The 15,690-nt window shown below is 34.5% G+C and carries 19 protein-coding genes; all 19 read left to right on the forward strand.

What is annotated here, in order from left to right; all coding sequences use genetic code 11:
• Positions 1–36: 36 nt before the first annotated feature.
• The 19 genes from cbrR to CVULP_RS03955 all read left to right on the forward strand — a co-directional run bounded on the left by cbrR (position 37) and on the right by CVULP_RS03955 (position 15,687).
• Positions 37–1,278 carry a bile resistance response regulator CbrR gene (gene cbrR / locus CVULP_RS03865; protein WP_180753039.1) on the forward strand — a complete coding sequence of 414 codons (1,242 nt, stop codon included), beginning with the start codon at positions 37–39 and terminating at the stop codon, positions 1,276–1,278.
• Positions 1,269–2,066: a TatD family hydrolase gene (locus CVULP_RS03870; RefSeq protein WP_099507310.1), complete on the forward strand. Its 798-nt coding sequence runs from the start codon at positions 1,269–1,271 to the stop codon at positions 2,064–2,066. The genes cbrR and CVULP_RS03870 overlap by 10 nt, the downstream gene beginning before the upstream one ends.
• Positions 2,066–3,178 (forward strand): lytic transglycosylase domain-containing protein, encoded by a 1,113-nt coding sequence (locus CVULP_RS03875; RefSeq protein WP_099507311.1) that lies wholly within the window; start codon positions 2,066–2,068, stop codon positions 3,176–3,178. Before CVULP_RS03870 ends, CVULP_RS03875 begins: the two co-directional genes overlap by 1 nt.
• A complete protein-coding gene (locus tag CVULP_RS03880; protein WP_099461987.1) occupies positions 3,141–3,971 on the forward strand; it encodes a septal ring lytic transglycosylase RlpA family protein in 831 nt (276 codons plus the stop codon). The genes CVULP_RS03875 and CVULP_RS03880 overlap by 38 nt, the downstream gene beginning before the upstream one ends.
• Position 3,972: 1 nt before the next feature.
• Complete coding sequence (locus CVULP_RS03885) at positions 3,973–4,461, forward strand: HAD-IIIA family hydrolase (protein WP_099507312.1); 489 nt, start codon at positions 3,973–3,975, stop codon at positions 4,459–4,461.
• The gene (locus CVULP_RS03890) at positions 4,452–4,961 is read left to right on the forward strand and encodes a hypothetical protein (protein ID WP_099507313.1); all 510 of its coding nucleotides are present in this window, start codon (positions 4,452–4,454) and stop codon (positions 4,959–4,961) included. Before CVULP_RS03885 ends, CVULP_RS03890 begins: the two co-directional genes overlap by 10 nt.
• Positions 4,946–5,410, forward strand: a complete 465-nt coding sequence (locus CVULP_RS03895) for an LptA/OstA family protein (protein WP_099461982.1) — start codon at positions 4,946–4,948, stop codon at positions 5,408–5,410. The genes CVULP_RS03890 and CVULP_RS03895 overlap by 16 nt, the downstream gene beginning before the upstream one ends.
• On the forward strand, positions 5,400–5,990 hold the full coding sequence (gene yihA, locus CVULP_RS03900) for a ribosome biogenesis GTP-binding protein YihA/YsxC (protein WP_099462041.1): 591 nt from the start codon (positions 5,400–5,402) through the stop codon (positions 5,988–5,990). Before CVULP_RS03895 ends, yihA begins: the two co-directional genes overlap by 11 nt.
• On the forward strand, positions 5,987–6,481 hold the full coding sequence (locus CVULP_RS03905) for a hypothetical protein (protein WP_099461980.1): 495 nt from the start codon (positions 5,987–5,989) through the stop codon (positions 6,479–6,481). The genes yihA and CVULP_RS03905 overlap by 4 nt, the downstream gene beginning before the upstream one ends.
• Positions 6,481–8,259: a penicillin-binding protein 2 gene (gene mrdA, locus CVULP_RS03910; RefSeq protein WP_099507314.1), complete on the forward strand. Its 1,779-nt coding sequence runs from the start codon at positions 6,481–6,483 to the stop codon at positions 8,257–8,259. The genes CVULP_RS03905 and mrdA overlap by 1 nt, the downstream gene beginning before the upstream one ends.
• Positions 8,260–8,402: 143 nt before the next feature.
• Complete coding sequence (gene napA / locus CVULP_RS03915; RefSeq protein WP_099507315.1) at positions 8,403–11,177, forward strand: periplasmic nitrate reductase subunit alpha; 2,775 nt, start codon at positions 8,403–8,405, stop codon at positions 11,175–11,177.
• Positions 11,178–11,179: 2 nt separating this feature from the next.
• Positions 11,180–11,929 carry a ferredoxin-type protein NapG gene (gene napG / locus CVULP_RS03920; RefSeq protein ID WP_099461974.1) on the forward strand — a complete coding sequence of 250 codons (750 nt, stop codon included), beginning with the start codon at positions 11,180–11,182 and terminating at the stop codon, positions 11,927–11,929.
• Positions 11,926–12,717: a quinol dehydrogenase ferredoxin subunit NapH gene (gene napH, locus CVULP_RS03925; protein WP_099507316.1), complete on the forward strand. Its 792-nt coding sequence runs from the start codon at positions 11,926–11,928 to the stop codon at positions 12,715–12,717. Before napG ends, napH begins: the two co-directional genes overlap by 4 nt.
• The gene (locus CVULP_RS03930; RefSeq protein WP_099507317.1) at positions 12,707–13,228 is read left to right on the forward strand and encodes a nitrate reductase cytochrome c-type subunit; all 522 of its coding nucleotides are present in this window, start codon (positions 12,707–12,709) and stop codon (positions 13,226–13,228) included. Before napH ends, CVULP_RS03930 begins: the two co-directional genes overlap by 11 nt.
• Positions 13,228–14,163, forward strand: a complete 936-nt coding sequence (locus CVULP_RS03935) for a WD40 repeat domain-containing protein (protein WP_099461966.1) — start codon at positions 13,228–13,230, stop codon at positions 14,161–14,163. The genes CVULP_RS03930 and CVULP_RS03935 overlap by 1 nt, the downstream gene beginning before the upstream one ends.
• Complete coding sequence (locus CVULP_RS03940) at positions 14,163–14,498, forward strand: chaperone NapD (protein ID WP_099461963.1); 336 nt, start codon at positions 14,163–14,165, stop codon at positions 14,496–14,498. The genes CVULP_RS03935 and CVULP_RS03940 overlap by 1 nt, the downstream gene beginning before the upstream one ends.
• Positions 14,499–14,544: 46 nt before the next feature.
• The gene (locus CVULP_RS03945; RefSeq protein ID WP_099507318.1) at positions 14,545–14,709 is read left to right on the forward strand and encodes a hypothetical protein; all 165 of its coding nucleotides are present in this window, start codon (positions 14,545–14,547) and stop codon (positions 14,707–14,709) included.
• Entirely contained in the window at positions 14,706–15,377 is a 672-nt protein-coding gene (locus tag CVULP_RS03950; protein ID WP_099507319.1) for an AzlC family ABC transporter permease, read from the forward strand. Before CVULP_RS03945 ends, CVULP_RS03950 begins: the two co-directional genes overlap by 4 nt.
• The gene (locus CVULP_RS03955) at positions 15,370–15,687 is read left to right on the forward strand and encodes a branched-chain amino acid transporter permease (protein ID WP_099461957.1); all 318 of its coding nucleotides are present in this window, start codon (positions 15,370–15,372) and stop codon (positions 15,685–15,687) included. Before CVULP_RS03950 ends, CVULP_RS03955 begins: the two co-directional genes overlap by 8 nt.
• Positions 15,688–15,690: the final 3 nt, after the last annotated feature.

Raw genomic sequence — 15,690 nt, forward strand, 5'->3', positions numbered from 1 at the left:
TTTGCTACAATTTTGACTTTTATTTTGTAGGGGAAAGTGATGAGAAAAATTCTACTAATTGATGATAATAAAATGCTAAGTAAGCTTTTAGCTAAAAAGATACAAAATACTTTAAATTACGAAGTTGATATTGCTCATACTATGGCTGAAGCTATTGTTATGCTTAAAAATGAGTATTTTTTAGCCTTTGTGGATCTGTGTTTGCCTGATGCGATGAATGGTGAAATTGTCGATGTGGTCGCTGATAAAATCCCCACAATCGTTCTAACCGCTAGTAATGATACAAACAAGCGTGAAGAATTTATGCATAAAAATATCCTTGATTATATCTTTAAAGAAAGTGATACTTGTGTCGAGCAAATTTTAGATGCTATTTCTACACTTAGTTATTATGCTAAGACAAAGGTCATTTTAGCTATGGCAAAACTTCCAGAGCGAAATGAAATTAAAAAATTTCTTTCTCAAAGACTCTTTAATGTTTTAGCCGCTGCACATGGTGAAGAAGCACTTGTGTATTTGGAGGATAATAATGACACTAAGCTTGTCATAGCCGATGTAAAGATGCCCGTGGTAAGCGGAGAGGAATTTTTGGCTGAAATTAGAGCAAATTATGATGATAGTGAATTAGGAGTGATTTTATTAGGTGAAAAAGATGATGTAACAGAAGCTAGAGTGCTTAAAAATGGTGCAAATGATTATTTGATAAAACCCTTACTCAAAGAGCTTTTTAATTATCGTTTAGATAGAGTTTTAAACTATATGCAGGATAAAAATTTTCTTAAAACTTACAATAATTTAGACCATACTTCAGGACTTAAGGATCATTATACCTTTAAGACTGAAGTGGAGGATTATCTTAATGATATTGCGAGTGGGGAACAAGAATTTGCCTTTGCGTTTTTAGACATTGATGAATTAAAAAGTATTAATGATGAATACGGCTTTGAAGTAGGTGATAATATTATTAAAATTTGTGCCGATGAGATGATTGCTGAGACGAAAGGGCGTGATATTTTGGGGCGTTATAGTGGGGAAAAATTTGGAATTTTACTTAAAAATATTAGCCAAGAAAGAGCCCTTAAAATCCTCTCTCGCATACGGGTTAATATCAAAAATGCCGGTATTTTGATTAATTTAGATGAACTTTTCTTTACTGCTTCTATAGGTGTTGTTTTTGCAAATTCTGGTGCTAAGCTTGATGATTTAATTGAAAAAGCGACAAAAGCTTTAAGTGTCGCCAAAAATAACGGCAAGGATAGAATAGAAGTATGTTCTTAAACCTTGAATTTAAAGATGAGGGGAAAATCATTGATACGCATTGTCATTTGGACGATGAGCGTTATTTTGATGATTTAGACGAGCTTTTAAGACACTCTTTTAACAATGGCATAGAAAAAATCATTATCCCCGGAGCAGACCTTAAAGACCTGCCAAGAGCTTGTGAAATAGCCCATACTTATGAAAATGTCTTTTTCGCAGCAGGTGTGCATCCTTATGAATTAAAAGGCTATGATGAAGAATTATTGAAAACATATTTGAAAGATGAAAAATGTGTAGCTGTGGGAGAATGTGGGCTGGATTATTATCGCTTGAAAGATGAGAGTGAAAAAAAAATGCAAAAAGATTGTTTTTTGGCTCAAATTAAACTTGCTAGGGAATTTAAAAAACCTATTATTATCCATAGCCGTGAAGCAAATGAGGATACTTATCATATTTTAAAAGAACACGCAAAAGAGCTTTGTGGTGGGGTTTTGCATTGTTTTAATGCAAGTAAGCTTTTGCTTGATTTAGCAAATGATGGTTTTTATTTTGGTATAGGAGGGGTTTTGACCTTTAAAAATGCCAAAAATTTGGTAGAAATCTTACCTCAAATCCCTAAGGAAAAATTACTCATCGAAACAGACGCACCTTATCTTACCCCAGAGCCTTTTAGAGGGAGAAGAAATGAGCCTCTTTTGACTCATTTTGTCGCGGATAAAATGAGTGAGCTTTTAAAATTATCCAAACAAGAACTTTTGGAACTTTGCTTAAAAAATTCTAAGGATTTATTTTTTAAAGGAAAATGATGAAAAAAATTATTTTAATTTTATTGTTATTTACTTCGGCTTTTTCTCAAACTTATGCACCAGAGCATTATGAAAAACAAGTGCAAATTTTAAGACATTTAGACATTGAACCTGATTTTATGAGTGATTTGATTTTTGTGGAGGTGAGAAAGGATTTAGAGTCAAAACACGCGGGTGTTTTGGTAAATTCTGTGCAAAATTTTTCTAAAATCACTCCTATGATTAGAAAAATTTTATCTCAAGAAGAAGTTCCGGGAGAACTTTTATACCTTGCTATGGTAGAATCAGGCTTAAAAGTAGGAAGCGTTTCAAATGCTAAGGCTGCTGGCGTTTGGCAATTTATGCGTCCAACGGCGATAAAATTAGGGCTTAGGGTTGATGCTTATGTTGATGAAAGGCTGGATTTAGTGAAATCCACCCACGCTGCTGCTACCTATATCAAAGAACTTAAAAATGAATTTGGCAAGTGGTATTTAGCGCTTTTGGCTTATAATTGTGGTAATGGTAAGTTAAGAAAGGCGATTAAACAAGCTGGAAGTGATAATTTACGCGTTTTGCTTGATGCGGATAAAAAATATCTTTCTTTAGAAACAAGAGATTTTATACGCAAAATTTTAACTCTTGCTTTTTTAGCAAGCGATAGGGAATTTTTATTACAAAAAGACCCATCTTTGATGAATTATGCTTTAAGTAATGATTTTGTTAAGGTTGATATCCCTTCATCTGTGGCACTTAAAGACATAGCAAAGGGTGCAGGACTTAATTTAGCTACGCTTAAAAAATATAATCCGCAATTTAGACACAGCTTCACGCCTCCTGGAAAGGGTTATTATATGTATATCCCACTTAATAAGGTTGCTTTTTTTGAAAAAAATTTCAAAAATGTCAAGCTTGAAAAGGTCGATACAAGCATACCGATGACAAGAACCTATATTGTTAAAGCTGGCGATTCGCTTTATAAAATCGCTAAAATGCACGGCATTAGCACAGAAGATATTAGAGAATTAAATAAAATTCGTAAAAATCATTTAAGTATTAATCAAAAACTTATTATACCGATTAAGGAGAAGAAAAATGCAAAAAATTCATACGCTCAAGTTAGTTCTCGCTAGTTCTACACTTTTGCTTTTAAGTGGTTGCGGGGTTACAAGCTATATTAGAGATAATTTTAATGGAAACGCACAGGTTTATTACCCTACTAATGACTTTAAAAGCGACCCATCTAAGTCAGGTAGCAAAGGCACGATGAAGCCTTATACAATTAATGGTAAGACTTATTATCCAACCGTCGTTGAAGTGGGCGAAACTGCCGATGGGATAGCAAGCTGGTATGGACCGGGTTTTCACGGCAAAAAAACAAGTAATGGTGAAACTTATGATCAAAATGGACTAACAGCAGCACACAAAACCTTACCAATGAATACGATTTTAAGGGTTACAAATTTAAATAATCATCGTCAAGTTACCGTGCGTGTAAATGACCGCGGACCTTTTGCACATAACCGCATTATTGATCTATCAAAAGGTGCAGCAGGGAAAATTGATATGATTCACGCTGGAACAGCACCTGTAAGACTTGAGGTTATAGGCTTTGGTAATAAAAATTCAGGTAATGAAGTCGTGCATTCTAATGTAAATTATGGAAGTGGCGGTGCAATTTCTGGCGGAGGAAATGTCTATGAAGGGGGGAATTTTATGGTGCAAATCGGTGCATTTAAAAACCGCTCTGGAGCCGAAATTACCGCGTCAAAATATAAAACTTACCGAACTTATAGCTCGACTATACGCACAAGCTCTGTTGATGGGCTAAATCGCGTTTTTTTAACAGGTTTTAGAAGTGAAGAAGAGGCAAGAGATTTTGCTAGTAGCGGAGCTTTTGCTGGAGCTTTTGTCGTAAGAGAATAAGATGATAGAATTGATTTTTTTAGATGTTGATGGCTGTTTAACTGATGGTAAGATTATTTACACACAAAATGGTGGCGAGATTAAAGAATTTGATGTAAAAGACGGTGCTGCCATTGAAGCGTGGCTTAAACTTGGTAAAAAAATAGCTATCATCACAGGGCGTAATAGTCCTTGCGTGGAGCAAAGAGCTAAGGATTTAAAAATCGAATTTGTTTTTCAGGGTATTAAAGATAAATTAAGCTGCGCAAAAGAGCTTTTGACAAAATTAAATTTAGATTTTTCACAATGTGCCGCCATAGGGGATTATCACAACGATAAAGCCCTGCTAACTGCTGTTGGGCTGAGTTTTAAGCCTAAAGATGCACATGAAAAATTAAAAGTCGATGTGAAGCTTAAGAACAAAGGCGGACGCGGTGCTGTGGCACAGATGATAGAGCTTATCATAGAAAAAAATGCTATGCAAAAAGAGTGGGACGAACTTTGGCGATAAAAATTTTTGGAATTTTAATCGCTCTTTTTAGCATTATTTTTGCTTTGGTTGGTATGCAAAATCCTTACACTATGGATTTAAAAAACTATGCACTTGATTTTAAAAATGTTGAGGCACATCATTTATATGCTTATGAATTAAATGCAAGTAGCGTAAAGTCTTATTATGAGGCAAAAAATTGGACTCGTTATAATGATAAAGATGTATTTAAAAATTTCATTAATTTGGGTGGAGATTTTAATTTGAGTGCAAATTCTTTGGAGGTTTTGGGCGAAAAGCAAGAAAATATCGTTTTTGAGGGAGATGTTGTTTATATTAGTGATGAAGTTAAAATTATGAGTGAAAAGATCAAATATAATACGGCAAATAAGCAAATTAGCAGCGATACGAAGTTTAAAGCTCTTTTTAATGATAATGTAGTTAAGGGAAATACGCTAAATTACGATACTAAAAACAAAATTCTAAAAGTGCAAGGAGTTAATGCGTGGCTTGTAGATTGATCATTGGACTTTTTTTAAGCTTTAATATTTTACTTGCTGATAAAATTGAAATTAAGGCACTTAATTTTTATGCCGATGAAAATACAGGTAAAAGCATTTTAAGTGGTAATGTCATCGTAAGTAGAGGTAAAGATGTGTTAAATGCTGAAGAGCTTGTCATTTTTATGGATAAAAATAGAAAGCCTTTGCGTTATGAAGCGAGTAAAAATCCCAAATTTAGCATTAATCTTAAAGGTAAAACCTATAAAGGAAGCGGGGATAAATTCATCTACAATGTCGCTAAAGATACTTATGAGATTAATGGTAATGCCTTTATCCACGAGCTTAACACGGATAAAAAACTTTATGGAGATAAAATCATAGTTGATAGAAAGGCAAATGTCTATCAAGTGCAAAGTAGGCAAAATAAACCTGCGCGTTTTGTTTTTGAGCTTGAAAATGATAAGTAGTGCCATCTTTCTCACTTCTTTGGCTAAATTTGACCCAAATTTTGAAGTAAATTGTGCTGAAGTGGCATTTTTAGGGCGTTCAAATGTTGGTAAAAGCTCTCTCATTAACGCCCTTTGTAAGCAGAAAAAACTCGCAAAAAGCTCAAGCACACCGGGAAAAACCCAGCTTATCAATTTTTTTGAAATCAAATGTAAGAAAAACGAAGAAGAATTTAAAATTCATTTTATTGATTTGCCCGGTTTTGGTTACGCTAAAGTTTCTAAAAATCTTAAAGAAATTTGGAATAAAAATTTAGATGAGTTTCTTAAATTTCGCACTTCCATAAAGCTTTTTTTACATCTTATCGATTCTAGGCATACAAATTTAGAAATTGATTTAGGTGTCGATGCGTATTTAAAAAGTTTTTTAAGGGGCGATCAGCAAATTTTAAAGGTTTTTACCAAGGCAGATAAGCTTAATCAAAGTCAAAAAACAAAACTTAAAAATGATTTTGAAAATTCTTTACTGATTTCAAATTTAAATAAAAGTGGTTTAACTTTGTTAGAAAATATTATCTTAGAAAAGACGCTAGGATTATGATGAAAAGAGTGAGTGTTTATAATAAAAACTTAAATTTTTCTTATGTTCTTTTGGGAATTTTTTTCATTTTTTATGAAATTTTAAGTTCGGTTTTTTCCTATCTTCCTTTATTTTACGGCTTCTTTTTTTGTTATATGTTTATGCTTTTAGAAGAGAGAGAGAAAACGCTTTTAAAGCTCGATTTTCGCTGGTATTTTTCTTTATTTTTCTTACTTTTTGTGGATATAACTCACGATTTTTTCCCTTTTTCTTCTTGGATAGCTTTTTTTATTTTTTACTATGCTTTTGCGGGGTGGATTAAGACTAATTTAAAGATGTCAAGCACGACCCCCATTATTTTCGTCTTTTGCGCTTATCTTTTTGTGGCTATTTTGGAGCTTGTTTTTTCTTATGCAAATAATGAAAAAACAAGCTTATTTAGTTTTTCTTATTTTATTTCTATATGCTTTGAAGCTTTGTTTGCTTTTATCTTTTTTAAAGGTAAGATATAATGAGAATGCGTCTTGTTGTGGCTTTTATTTTTCTTTTTTTTGTGCTTTTGTTAAGTAGGGTGTATTATCTTAGTATAAAATCTAATGTCTATTATGAGGAGCTTGCAAGACAAAATTCGATTAAAACAGAATATTTAGTCCCAACAAGAGGTGAAATTTTAGATAGAAATGGCTCGATTTTAGCGATGAACGATTTGGGATTTAGCATAGCACTTAAGCCTTATTTAAGTATTAAAAAGGAACATAGGGGGAAGTTAGATCTTGAAATTGCTAAATTACAAGAGCATTTTCCAGACCTTAATGCAACGCTGTTGGCAAGAACTTATAAAAGAGCTGATTCTTATTATAATCAAGATTTTATTGAGGTGATTGATTTTCTAAGCTATGATGAGATTAGTCCGCATTTTTCACAGCTTTCTCAAAATGAAAATGTCCGCATTATCCCCACGACTAAGCGTAAATATCCTTATGGCAAATTAGCCTCACATGTGATAGGCTATACTCAAAAGGCAAATTTGCAAGATATAAGTGAAAATGAGATAGCAAAACTGACTAATTACACGGGAAAAAGTGGCATTGAGCGTTATTATAATGAAATTTTGCAAGGGCAAAAAGGCGAGAGAGTTTATAAGGTTAATGCTTTCAATCAAGTTTTAGAGGAGCTTTCTTACAAGGACTCTAGCTCACAAGATATTAGTTTAAGTATAGATATAGCTTTGCAGAGTTATTTGAGTGAAATTTTTGCTGATAATAGTGGAGCAGCTGTGATAATGGACGCTTATAGTGGTGAAATTTTAGCTGCTTCAAGCTTTCCTGAATATGACCTTAATCCTTTTGTGCGTGGTATTTCAACAAAAGACTGGAAAGCCTTAATAGAAAATTTAGACCACCCCTTTACAAATCGCTTGGTTAATGCAAATTACCCACCCGGATCCGTTGTAAAAATGGGCGTTGGACTTGCTTTTTTAAATTCAAATTCCATTAATACCGCCACTGAGTTTTATTGCTCTGGTTCTGTTGAGTTGGCGGGGCGAAATTTTCGCTGTTGGAATCGAAGCGGACACGGAAATATGGACTTAAAACACGCCATAAAGCATAGTTGTGATGTTTATTTTTATGAAGGTGGTTTGAAAGTAGGCATTGATACGATTTCCTCAACCCTCTCACGCATAGGCTTTGGGGCAAAAACGGGTGTAGATTTGCCTAATGAATTTGTCGGGGTTGTGCCAAGTAAAGAGTGGAAAATGCAACGCTACAAAAAGCCGTGGTATCAAGGCGAAACGCTTAATACTAGCATAGGGCAGGGTAATTTCTTAGTAACTCCTATGCAAATTGCCAAATACACTGCGCAAATTGCCACAGGCGAGGAGGTTAATCCTCATTTTTTAAAGGATAAAAATCTTAGCTCTCCTAAGGAAATTTTTACACTTTTTGAAAAGAGCCAACTTCCTTACCTTAGAAATTCAATGTATGCTGTGGCAAATGAGCAAGGTGGAACAGCTTATCGCTATTTAAATCATTTGCCTGTTAAAATCGCAGCCAAAACAGGCACAGCACAAGTTATAGGCTTTTCTCAAGCGGATAAAAATAGGGTCAATGAAGCCGAGCTTAAATACTACACGCGTTCTCATACTTGGATTACAAGCTATGCACCTTATAATAAACCTCGTTATGTTGTTACAATACTTCTTGAACACGGCGGTAAAAGCACAACAACAGGAATTTTAACCGCACAAATTTATCAAAAAATGGTTCAAATGGGTTATTTTAAAAACTAATAATTTTATGTTTTAAAATCATTAAAAAGAGTAAAAAAGTCCTATAAATCCATACTTTAAAATTATTCATTTTTTTAATATTTTTGTATCTTGTTAAGATTTTAAATGGTAAAATATATCGATTTTACCTTGAAAGGAAAAAAATGAATAGAAGGGATTTTATCAAAAATACGGCAATTGCAAGTGCTGCAAGTGTCGCAGGTATCAGTATGCCAACTTCTTTAATGGCTGCACCTAAGGAAGAATGGCAATGGGATAAATCTGTATGCCGATTTTGCGGAACGGGCTGTGGAATTATGGTGGCTAGAAAAGATGGAAAAATAGTCGCTATTAAAGGAGACCCTGTTGCTCCTGTAAATCGTGGGCTTAACTGCATTAAGGGTTATTTCAATGCTAAAATTATGTATGGTGAAGACCGCCTTGTAATGCCTTTACTTCGTGTCAATAGCAAGGGAGAATTTGACAAAAAAGGTAAATTTCAGCAAGTTTCGTGGCAAAGAGCTTTTGATGAGATGGAAAAGCAATTTAAAAAAGCTTACAATGAGCTTGGAGTTACTGGCGTTGGAATTTTTGGTAGTGGGCAATATACCATTCAAGAAGGTTATGCGACTGTTAAACTTGCAAAGGCTGGTTTTAGAACAAATAATATCGACCCAAATGCAAGGCATTGTATGGCTTCAGCTGTTGTAGGCTTTATGCAAACTTTCGGCGTTGATGAGCCATCAGGCTGTTATGACGATATAGAGCTAACCGATACTATCATTACTTGGGGAGCTAATATGGCTGAAATGCACCCTATTTTATGGTCTAGGGTAAGTGATAGAAAGCTAAGTAATTTAGATAAGGTTAAAGTTGTGAATCTTAGCACCTTTTCAAACCGCACAAGTCATATAGCTGATAGCGAAATTATTTTTAAACCAAACACGGATTTAGCGATTTTAAATTTCATAGCGAGAGAAATTGTTTATAATCACCCTGAGGCTATGGATAAAGATTTTATTAAAAATCACTGCGTTTTTGCGACAGGATATGCCGATATAGGTTATGGTATGAGGGCAAATGCTAATCACCCCAAATTCAAAAAAAGCGAAAAAGATATAGTTGCGAAAGAAAATAGCATCATCTTAGATGAGGAGGAGGCGACTGCTCTTTCTTATTTGGGTGTAAAGGCTGGTGATACGCTTAAAATGACACATCAAAATGTGCCAGATAAAAACTGGGAAATTTCTTTCGAGGACTTTAAAAAGGCACTTGAGCCTTATACTTTAGACTATGTAGCTAAGGTTTCTAAGGGCGATGATGATGAGAGTTTGGAAGATTATAAGAAAAAATTGCAAGAGCTTGCAAATTTATATATAGAAAAAAATCGCAAAGTTGTGAGCTTTTGGACTATGGGTTTTAATCAGCACACAAGAGGCACGTGGGTCAATGAACAAGCTTATATGATACACTTTTTACTAGGCAAACAAGCAAAACCGGGCAATGGTGCTTTCTCACTTACAGGACAGCCTTCAGCTTGTGGCACGGCTAGAGAGGTTGGCACTTTTTCACACCGCTTACCAGCAGATATGGTCGTGGCTAATCCTAAACACAGGGCTATTTCTGAAAAAATTTGGAAAGTTCCTAATGGGACAATTAATCCAAAGCCGGGTTCGCCTTATCTTAAAATTATGCGTGATTTAGAAGACGGCAAGATTAAATTTGCTTGGGTTCAAGTCAATAATCCTTGGCAAAATACCGCTAATGCGAATCACTGGATAGAAGCGGCGCGTAATATGGATAATTTTATCGTTGTGAGCGATTGTTATCCGGGAATTTCAGCGAAAGTGGCGGATTTGATTTTGCCAAGTGCGATGATTTATGAAAAATGGGGTTCTTATGGTAACGCAGAAAGAAGAACGCAGCACTGGAGACAGCAAGTTTTGCCTGTGGGTGCGGCGATGAGTGATACTTGGCAGGTAATGGAATTTGCAAAACGCTTTAAACTTAAAGAGGTTTGGGGAGAGAAAAAAGTCGATGAGAAATTAAATTTACCAAGCGTTTTAGACGAAGCTAAGGCTATGGGATATAGCGAAGAAGATACGCTTTATGATGTGCTTTTTGCTAATGCGGAGGCTAAGAAATTTAAGGCTGATGATAAAATTGCTAAAGGTTATGATAATAGTGAAGTCAATGGCGATGAAAGAAGAATTGTCGGTAGCGATGGAGAGGAATTTAAGGGCTATGGCTTTTTCGTGCAGAAATATCTTTGGGAAGAATACCGCAAATTTGGCTTAGGACACGGACACGACTTAGCAGACTTTAACACTTATCATCAAGTAAGGGGATTAAGATGGCCTGTGGTAAATGGCAAAGAAACCCAGTGGAGATTTAATACCAAATTTGATTATTATGCGAAAAAAGCTGCACCAAAAAGTGATTTTGCTTTCTATGGAGATTTTGATAAAAATTTACAAAAAGGCGATTTACTTGAACCTAGAACGGAAGAGAAATTTAGCATTAAAAATAAGGCTAAAATTTTCTTTAGACCTTTTATGAAAGCACCTGAAAGACCAAGCGAGGAGTATCCATTTTGGCTTTCTACGGGTAGGGTTTTAGAGCATTGGCATAGTGGAACGATGACTATGCGTGTGCCAGAGCTTTACCGTGCTGTGCCTGAAGCACTTTGTTATATGAACGAGGAAGATTGTAAAAAACTCAAGCTTGAGCAAGGCGATTTAGTGTGGGTAGAATCAAGACGCGGTAAGGTTAAAGCCAAAGTTGATATGAGAGGAAGAAATAAACCGCCTAAGGGGCTTGTTTATGTGCCGTGGTTTGATGAAAATGTGTATATTAACAAAGTAACCCTTGATGCGACTTGTCCGCTTTCTAAGCAAACAGACTTTAAAAAATGTGCGGTAAAGATTACTAAGGCTTGATGATGGAAAGCAGAAGGGAATTTTTCATCAAAAGCTTTAAGGGCTTGTGCCTTTGTGCTGGAGGAGGTTTTTTAGCAACTTTAGCCCTAAAGGCTGATGAGGGCGTATTTTTGCGTCCTCCGGGTGCTGAAGATGAGGAGAGGTTTTTGAGTAAGTGCATTCGTTGTGGATTATGCGTGAAAGCCTGTCCTTACGATACTCTAAAACTTGCTTCTTTACTAGATGCACCCGCAAATGGCACACCTTTTTTCAAGCCGCGTGAAATTCCTTGTTATCTTTGCGAGGATATTCCTTGCATTAAAGATTGCCCAACCGATGCTTTAGATAAAAATTATCTTAAAAAAGAAAATGGCGTTAAAGAGCTTAAAATGGGTATAGCCATAGTCGATAGTGCTTCTTGTGTGGCACACTGGGGCATACAATGCGATGCGTGTTATAGGGCTTGTCCTTTGATAGATAAAGCTTTAAAAATCGAAACAAAGCGAAATGAACGCACCGCTAAACACGCTTTTTTACTACCTGTGGTTGATCACGAGTATTGCGTGGGCTGTGGGCTTTGCGAGAAAGCTTGCATTACCGAAGAGGCAGCGATACGCGTTTTACCAAGAAACTATGTTTTGGGTAAAGCTGGAGCACATTATGTTAAAGGCTGGGATAAGCAAGATGAAAATAAGCTTAAAAATGTTGGCACACAAAGAAAGCTTGATGATAAAAAGGCTAAAGACTATCTAAACGCGGAGGATTTGTTGTGAAATATCTCATTTTAAGACGCGTGGTTCAAATTTTGATTTTAGCACTTTTTGCTTTTAGTGCCTTTGACTTCATTTTAAAGGGTGATTTAAGCTCATCTAAGCTTTTTTCTACCATACCTTTAAGCGATCCTTTTGCTGTGCTTCAAATTTATCTTGCTAGTTTTAGCATAGATTTTATGGCTTTGCTTGGAGCTTGTGTGGTGCTTGTTTTATATGGAGTATTTTTGGGTAGAGCTTTTTGTGCTTGGGTGTGTCCTGTGAATTTAATTACAGATTTTGCTGCTTTTGTAAGAGTGAAATTTGGATTTAAATCAAATAAAAGCTTGGTTTTAAGCAAAAATTTGCGTTATTATCTTTTAATCTTAGTTTTAATCCTATCTTTCACACTTTCTTTGCCTGTATTTGAAGGAATTTCTTATATAGGAATCGTGCATAGAGGGATTATTTTTGGAGGAGCTTCTTGGCTTTTTGTTGCTTTTGTAATCTTTTGCATTGACGCATTTTTAAGTCCTAGAGCAACCTGTTCGCATTTATGTCCTTTAGGAGCTTTTTATGCTTTAATGACGCGTTTTGCCTTGCTTAAAATTGAGCATAAGGTAAGTAAATGCACTAAATGTTATCACTGCGTGAGCGTTTGCCCCGAAAAGCAAGTGCTTTGGATGATAGGAAAAGAAAGTGCAAGTGTGAATTCTGGCGAGTGTATAAGGTGTGGTAGGTGCATTGATGTATGCAACGATGATGCTTTGAGTTTTAATATTTTTGATTTAAGGAAAAAAGATGAAAAATAAAATTTTCTTAGTTTCTGCGGCGGCGGCTTTATTTTTAGCAGCTTGTGCGATGAATAATGGGGTAAGTTCTGAGCAAATTGGACTTAGAAAGGCGAATTTAAACAATGAAAATAGCGTTATTTTAAGCGATATTAATTATAGTGGCTTAGGTGCTGGAGAATCAGCTCTTTTAGAAAGAGCTTTTGAAAATGCTCCGCCACTCATCTCACATAATCTTGATGGTATGCTCCCTATCACAAAGGAGAGTAATTCTTGCCTAACTTGCCACGATAAGGCTATTGCTAGTGATGTTGGTGCTATCGCTGCTCCTGCAAGCCATTATTATGATTTTTGGAAAAATAAACCAACGGGCGATATGATTAGCGAGATAAGATATAATTGCACTCAGTGCCATGTCGCACAAAGTGATGCTAAGCCTTTGGTGGGTAATACCTTTAAAGCGGAATTTAAAAATGAAGCAAGTAAGAAAAAATCAAATCTTCTTGATGTGATGAACGAGGGCGTAAAATAATGAAAAATTTTCTCCTTCTTTTTGTGTTGAGTTTGGAGCTTATGGGTTTTAAAATCGAGCTAAATTCTAATGTTACTGCTTTAAAACTTGAAGAAAAAAGCTTATATATAGGCACAGATGAGGGGGAAATTTATATCCTAGAAACACAAAATTTAAAAGGGCAAAATGAATACCTTTTTCTAAATGAACCCTTTGTTAAATTTGAAAAAGTGCAAAATTATTATGAAACTTTAGGAGCTAAAATTTATTATATTGATGTGCTTAATAATAAAATGCTTGTTTTAAGTGAGGGTGATTTTGGTAGTAAAAATTTAAGCATTTATGAAAATAATCATTTAATCCAAACTAAAAAACTTGAATTTGAAGGCGTAAGTCGTGCCTTTTTTATCGATGAAAATACCCTGCTTGTTGGTTTGATAGGTTCTGAAGTCAAACTTTTAAATTTAGATTTTAAAGAATTAAAAAGCTTTAAATTTTCTCATTCTAGTCTTAATGACATTGTTTTAAGTGAAGATAAAAAGAGTTTTGTGGCTGGGTTTGAAAGCGGAGAGGTGGAGCTTTTTGATTTAGAAAAATGGCAAATTCTTAAAAATTATAATGCTATACATAAGGATAATATTTATCAAGTGAGTTATAAAAATGGCGTAATTTTAAGCTGTGGCACGGATAGGCGTGTAGGTGTGGTGAGAAAAGAAGAGCAAAATTTTTTACAAAAAGATTTTTTAATCTATGCTTGTGCTTTAAGTCCTAGTGGAAAATTAGCTGCTTTTAGTGATAATAATAGTGGCATTACGGAGCTTTTTGAAACTAGCACTTTAAAAAGCATAAAACAATTTAAAAATTTGGATATGATGAGCGAATTTATTATATTTTTAGATGATAGCACTTTGCTGATTTCTGGTTTTGGCAAGGTAATTTTGATGAGGAGTTTGTGATGAATCTTTCTAGCGTTTTGATTGTCGCCAAAGAAGAACTGATTGACACTTTAGCCGAAAGTATCGCTAAGATAGAGCTTTGCTCTGTGGAACTTAAAGAAAAAGATAAATTAATCGTAGTGATAGAGAGTGAAAATTTAGATAGTGAGCTTAAAGCCTACAAAAAGCTTGAGGCTTTACCAAATTTAATTAGCATTAATATGGTCTTTTCTTATCAGGATTTAGATGAAGATATACAAAAAGCACTTAATAGCGGTGCAATAGAGAGTATAGAAAAAAACGAAAAAGCCGAAAATGTCATTTATAATGGCAGCGTTTTTCAAAAAATGTCTTAAATTTTCGCTACAATTCTTTCTTTAAAATTTAAAGAAAGTTGTGCGAATGGTTTTTTTACTTCCCTTGCTTTTTATTATCACTTTACTTTTTGGCATAGATTATTATTATTTTAACGATGTCAAGCAAGAAAAAGCACAAAAACAAGAAAATAATTTTAGCCTAGAAGAAGAAAAACGCAAGCATATAGAAAGCCTTTTTAGAAACAAATGAAAAAACTTTTAGTGATTACTCTGCCCGTTTTAATGGGCTATATCCCTCTTGGAATGGCTTTTGGAATTTTAGCTTCAAGTGCTGGATTTAGCTTTTATGAAGTGCTTTTAAGCTCTGTGATTGTTTATGCTGGGGCAGGGCAGTTTATCTTAGTCGCTTTAATAAGTGCTGGAGCAGGGTTTTTAGAAGTCGCCTTAACCTCATTTTTAGTCAATTTCAGGCACTTTTTTTACACCTTATCCTTGCTAGAAGAATTTAAAAAGATGAATTTTTTAAAACATTATGCCATTTTTGCACTCACTGATGAAAGTTTTGCCATCATTAGTTCTAAGAAAAGACAGATAAAAAATTTAAAGCAAAAAGGGCATTCTCAACTTATTTTTGCCATTTGTTTCTTAAATCATAGCTATTGGATTTTAGGCTCTTTGCTTGGATTTTTGTTTCAACAAAATGTTAAAATTGATTATAGTGGGATAGAATTTTCTCTTAATGCACTTTTTATCGTCCTAGCTTATGAGCTTTATAAACAAAATCCCAAATTTAAAATTCTTCTTTTTGCCACTTTGCTTTCACTCATCGCACTTTTTTACATCGATAAGGCATATATGTTTGCTTTTTGTTTAAGTATGGGACTTGCTTTACTTTTTTTGGGGAAAAAGTATGTTTGAAAAATATATTTTAATGATGATTTTTGCGGCTTTTCTTGGCACTTATCTTTCTAGAGTTTTACCCTATGTTTTCTTTAAGCACAAAAAAGAAAGTCAAAATTTGCTTTTTATACAGAAAAATATGCCTTTGCTCATTATTATCGTTTTATTTTTTTACACTTTTTATGGAGTAGATTTTACGCATTCTCCTTACGGGCTGGATATGATTTTAGCTTGTGTTTTTGTCTTTCTTTTTCATCTTAAATTTAAAAATGCACTTTTAAGTATCATTTTAGGAACGATTTTTTATATGATTTGCTTAAGATTATAAGGA

The organism is Campylobacter vulpis (assembly GCF_014217995.1).
GTDB lineage: Bacteria > Campylobacterota > Campylobacteria > Campylobacterales > Campylobacteraceae > Campylobacter_D > Campylobacter_D vulpis.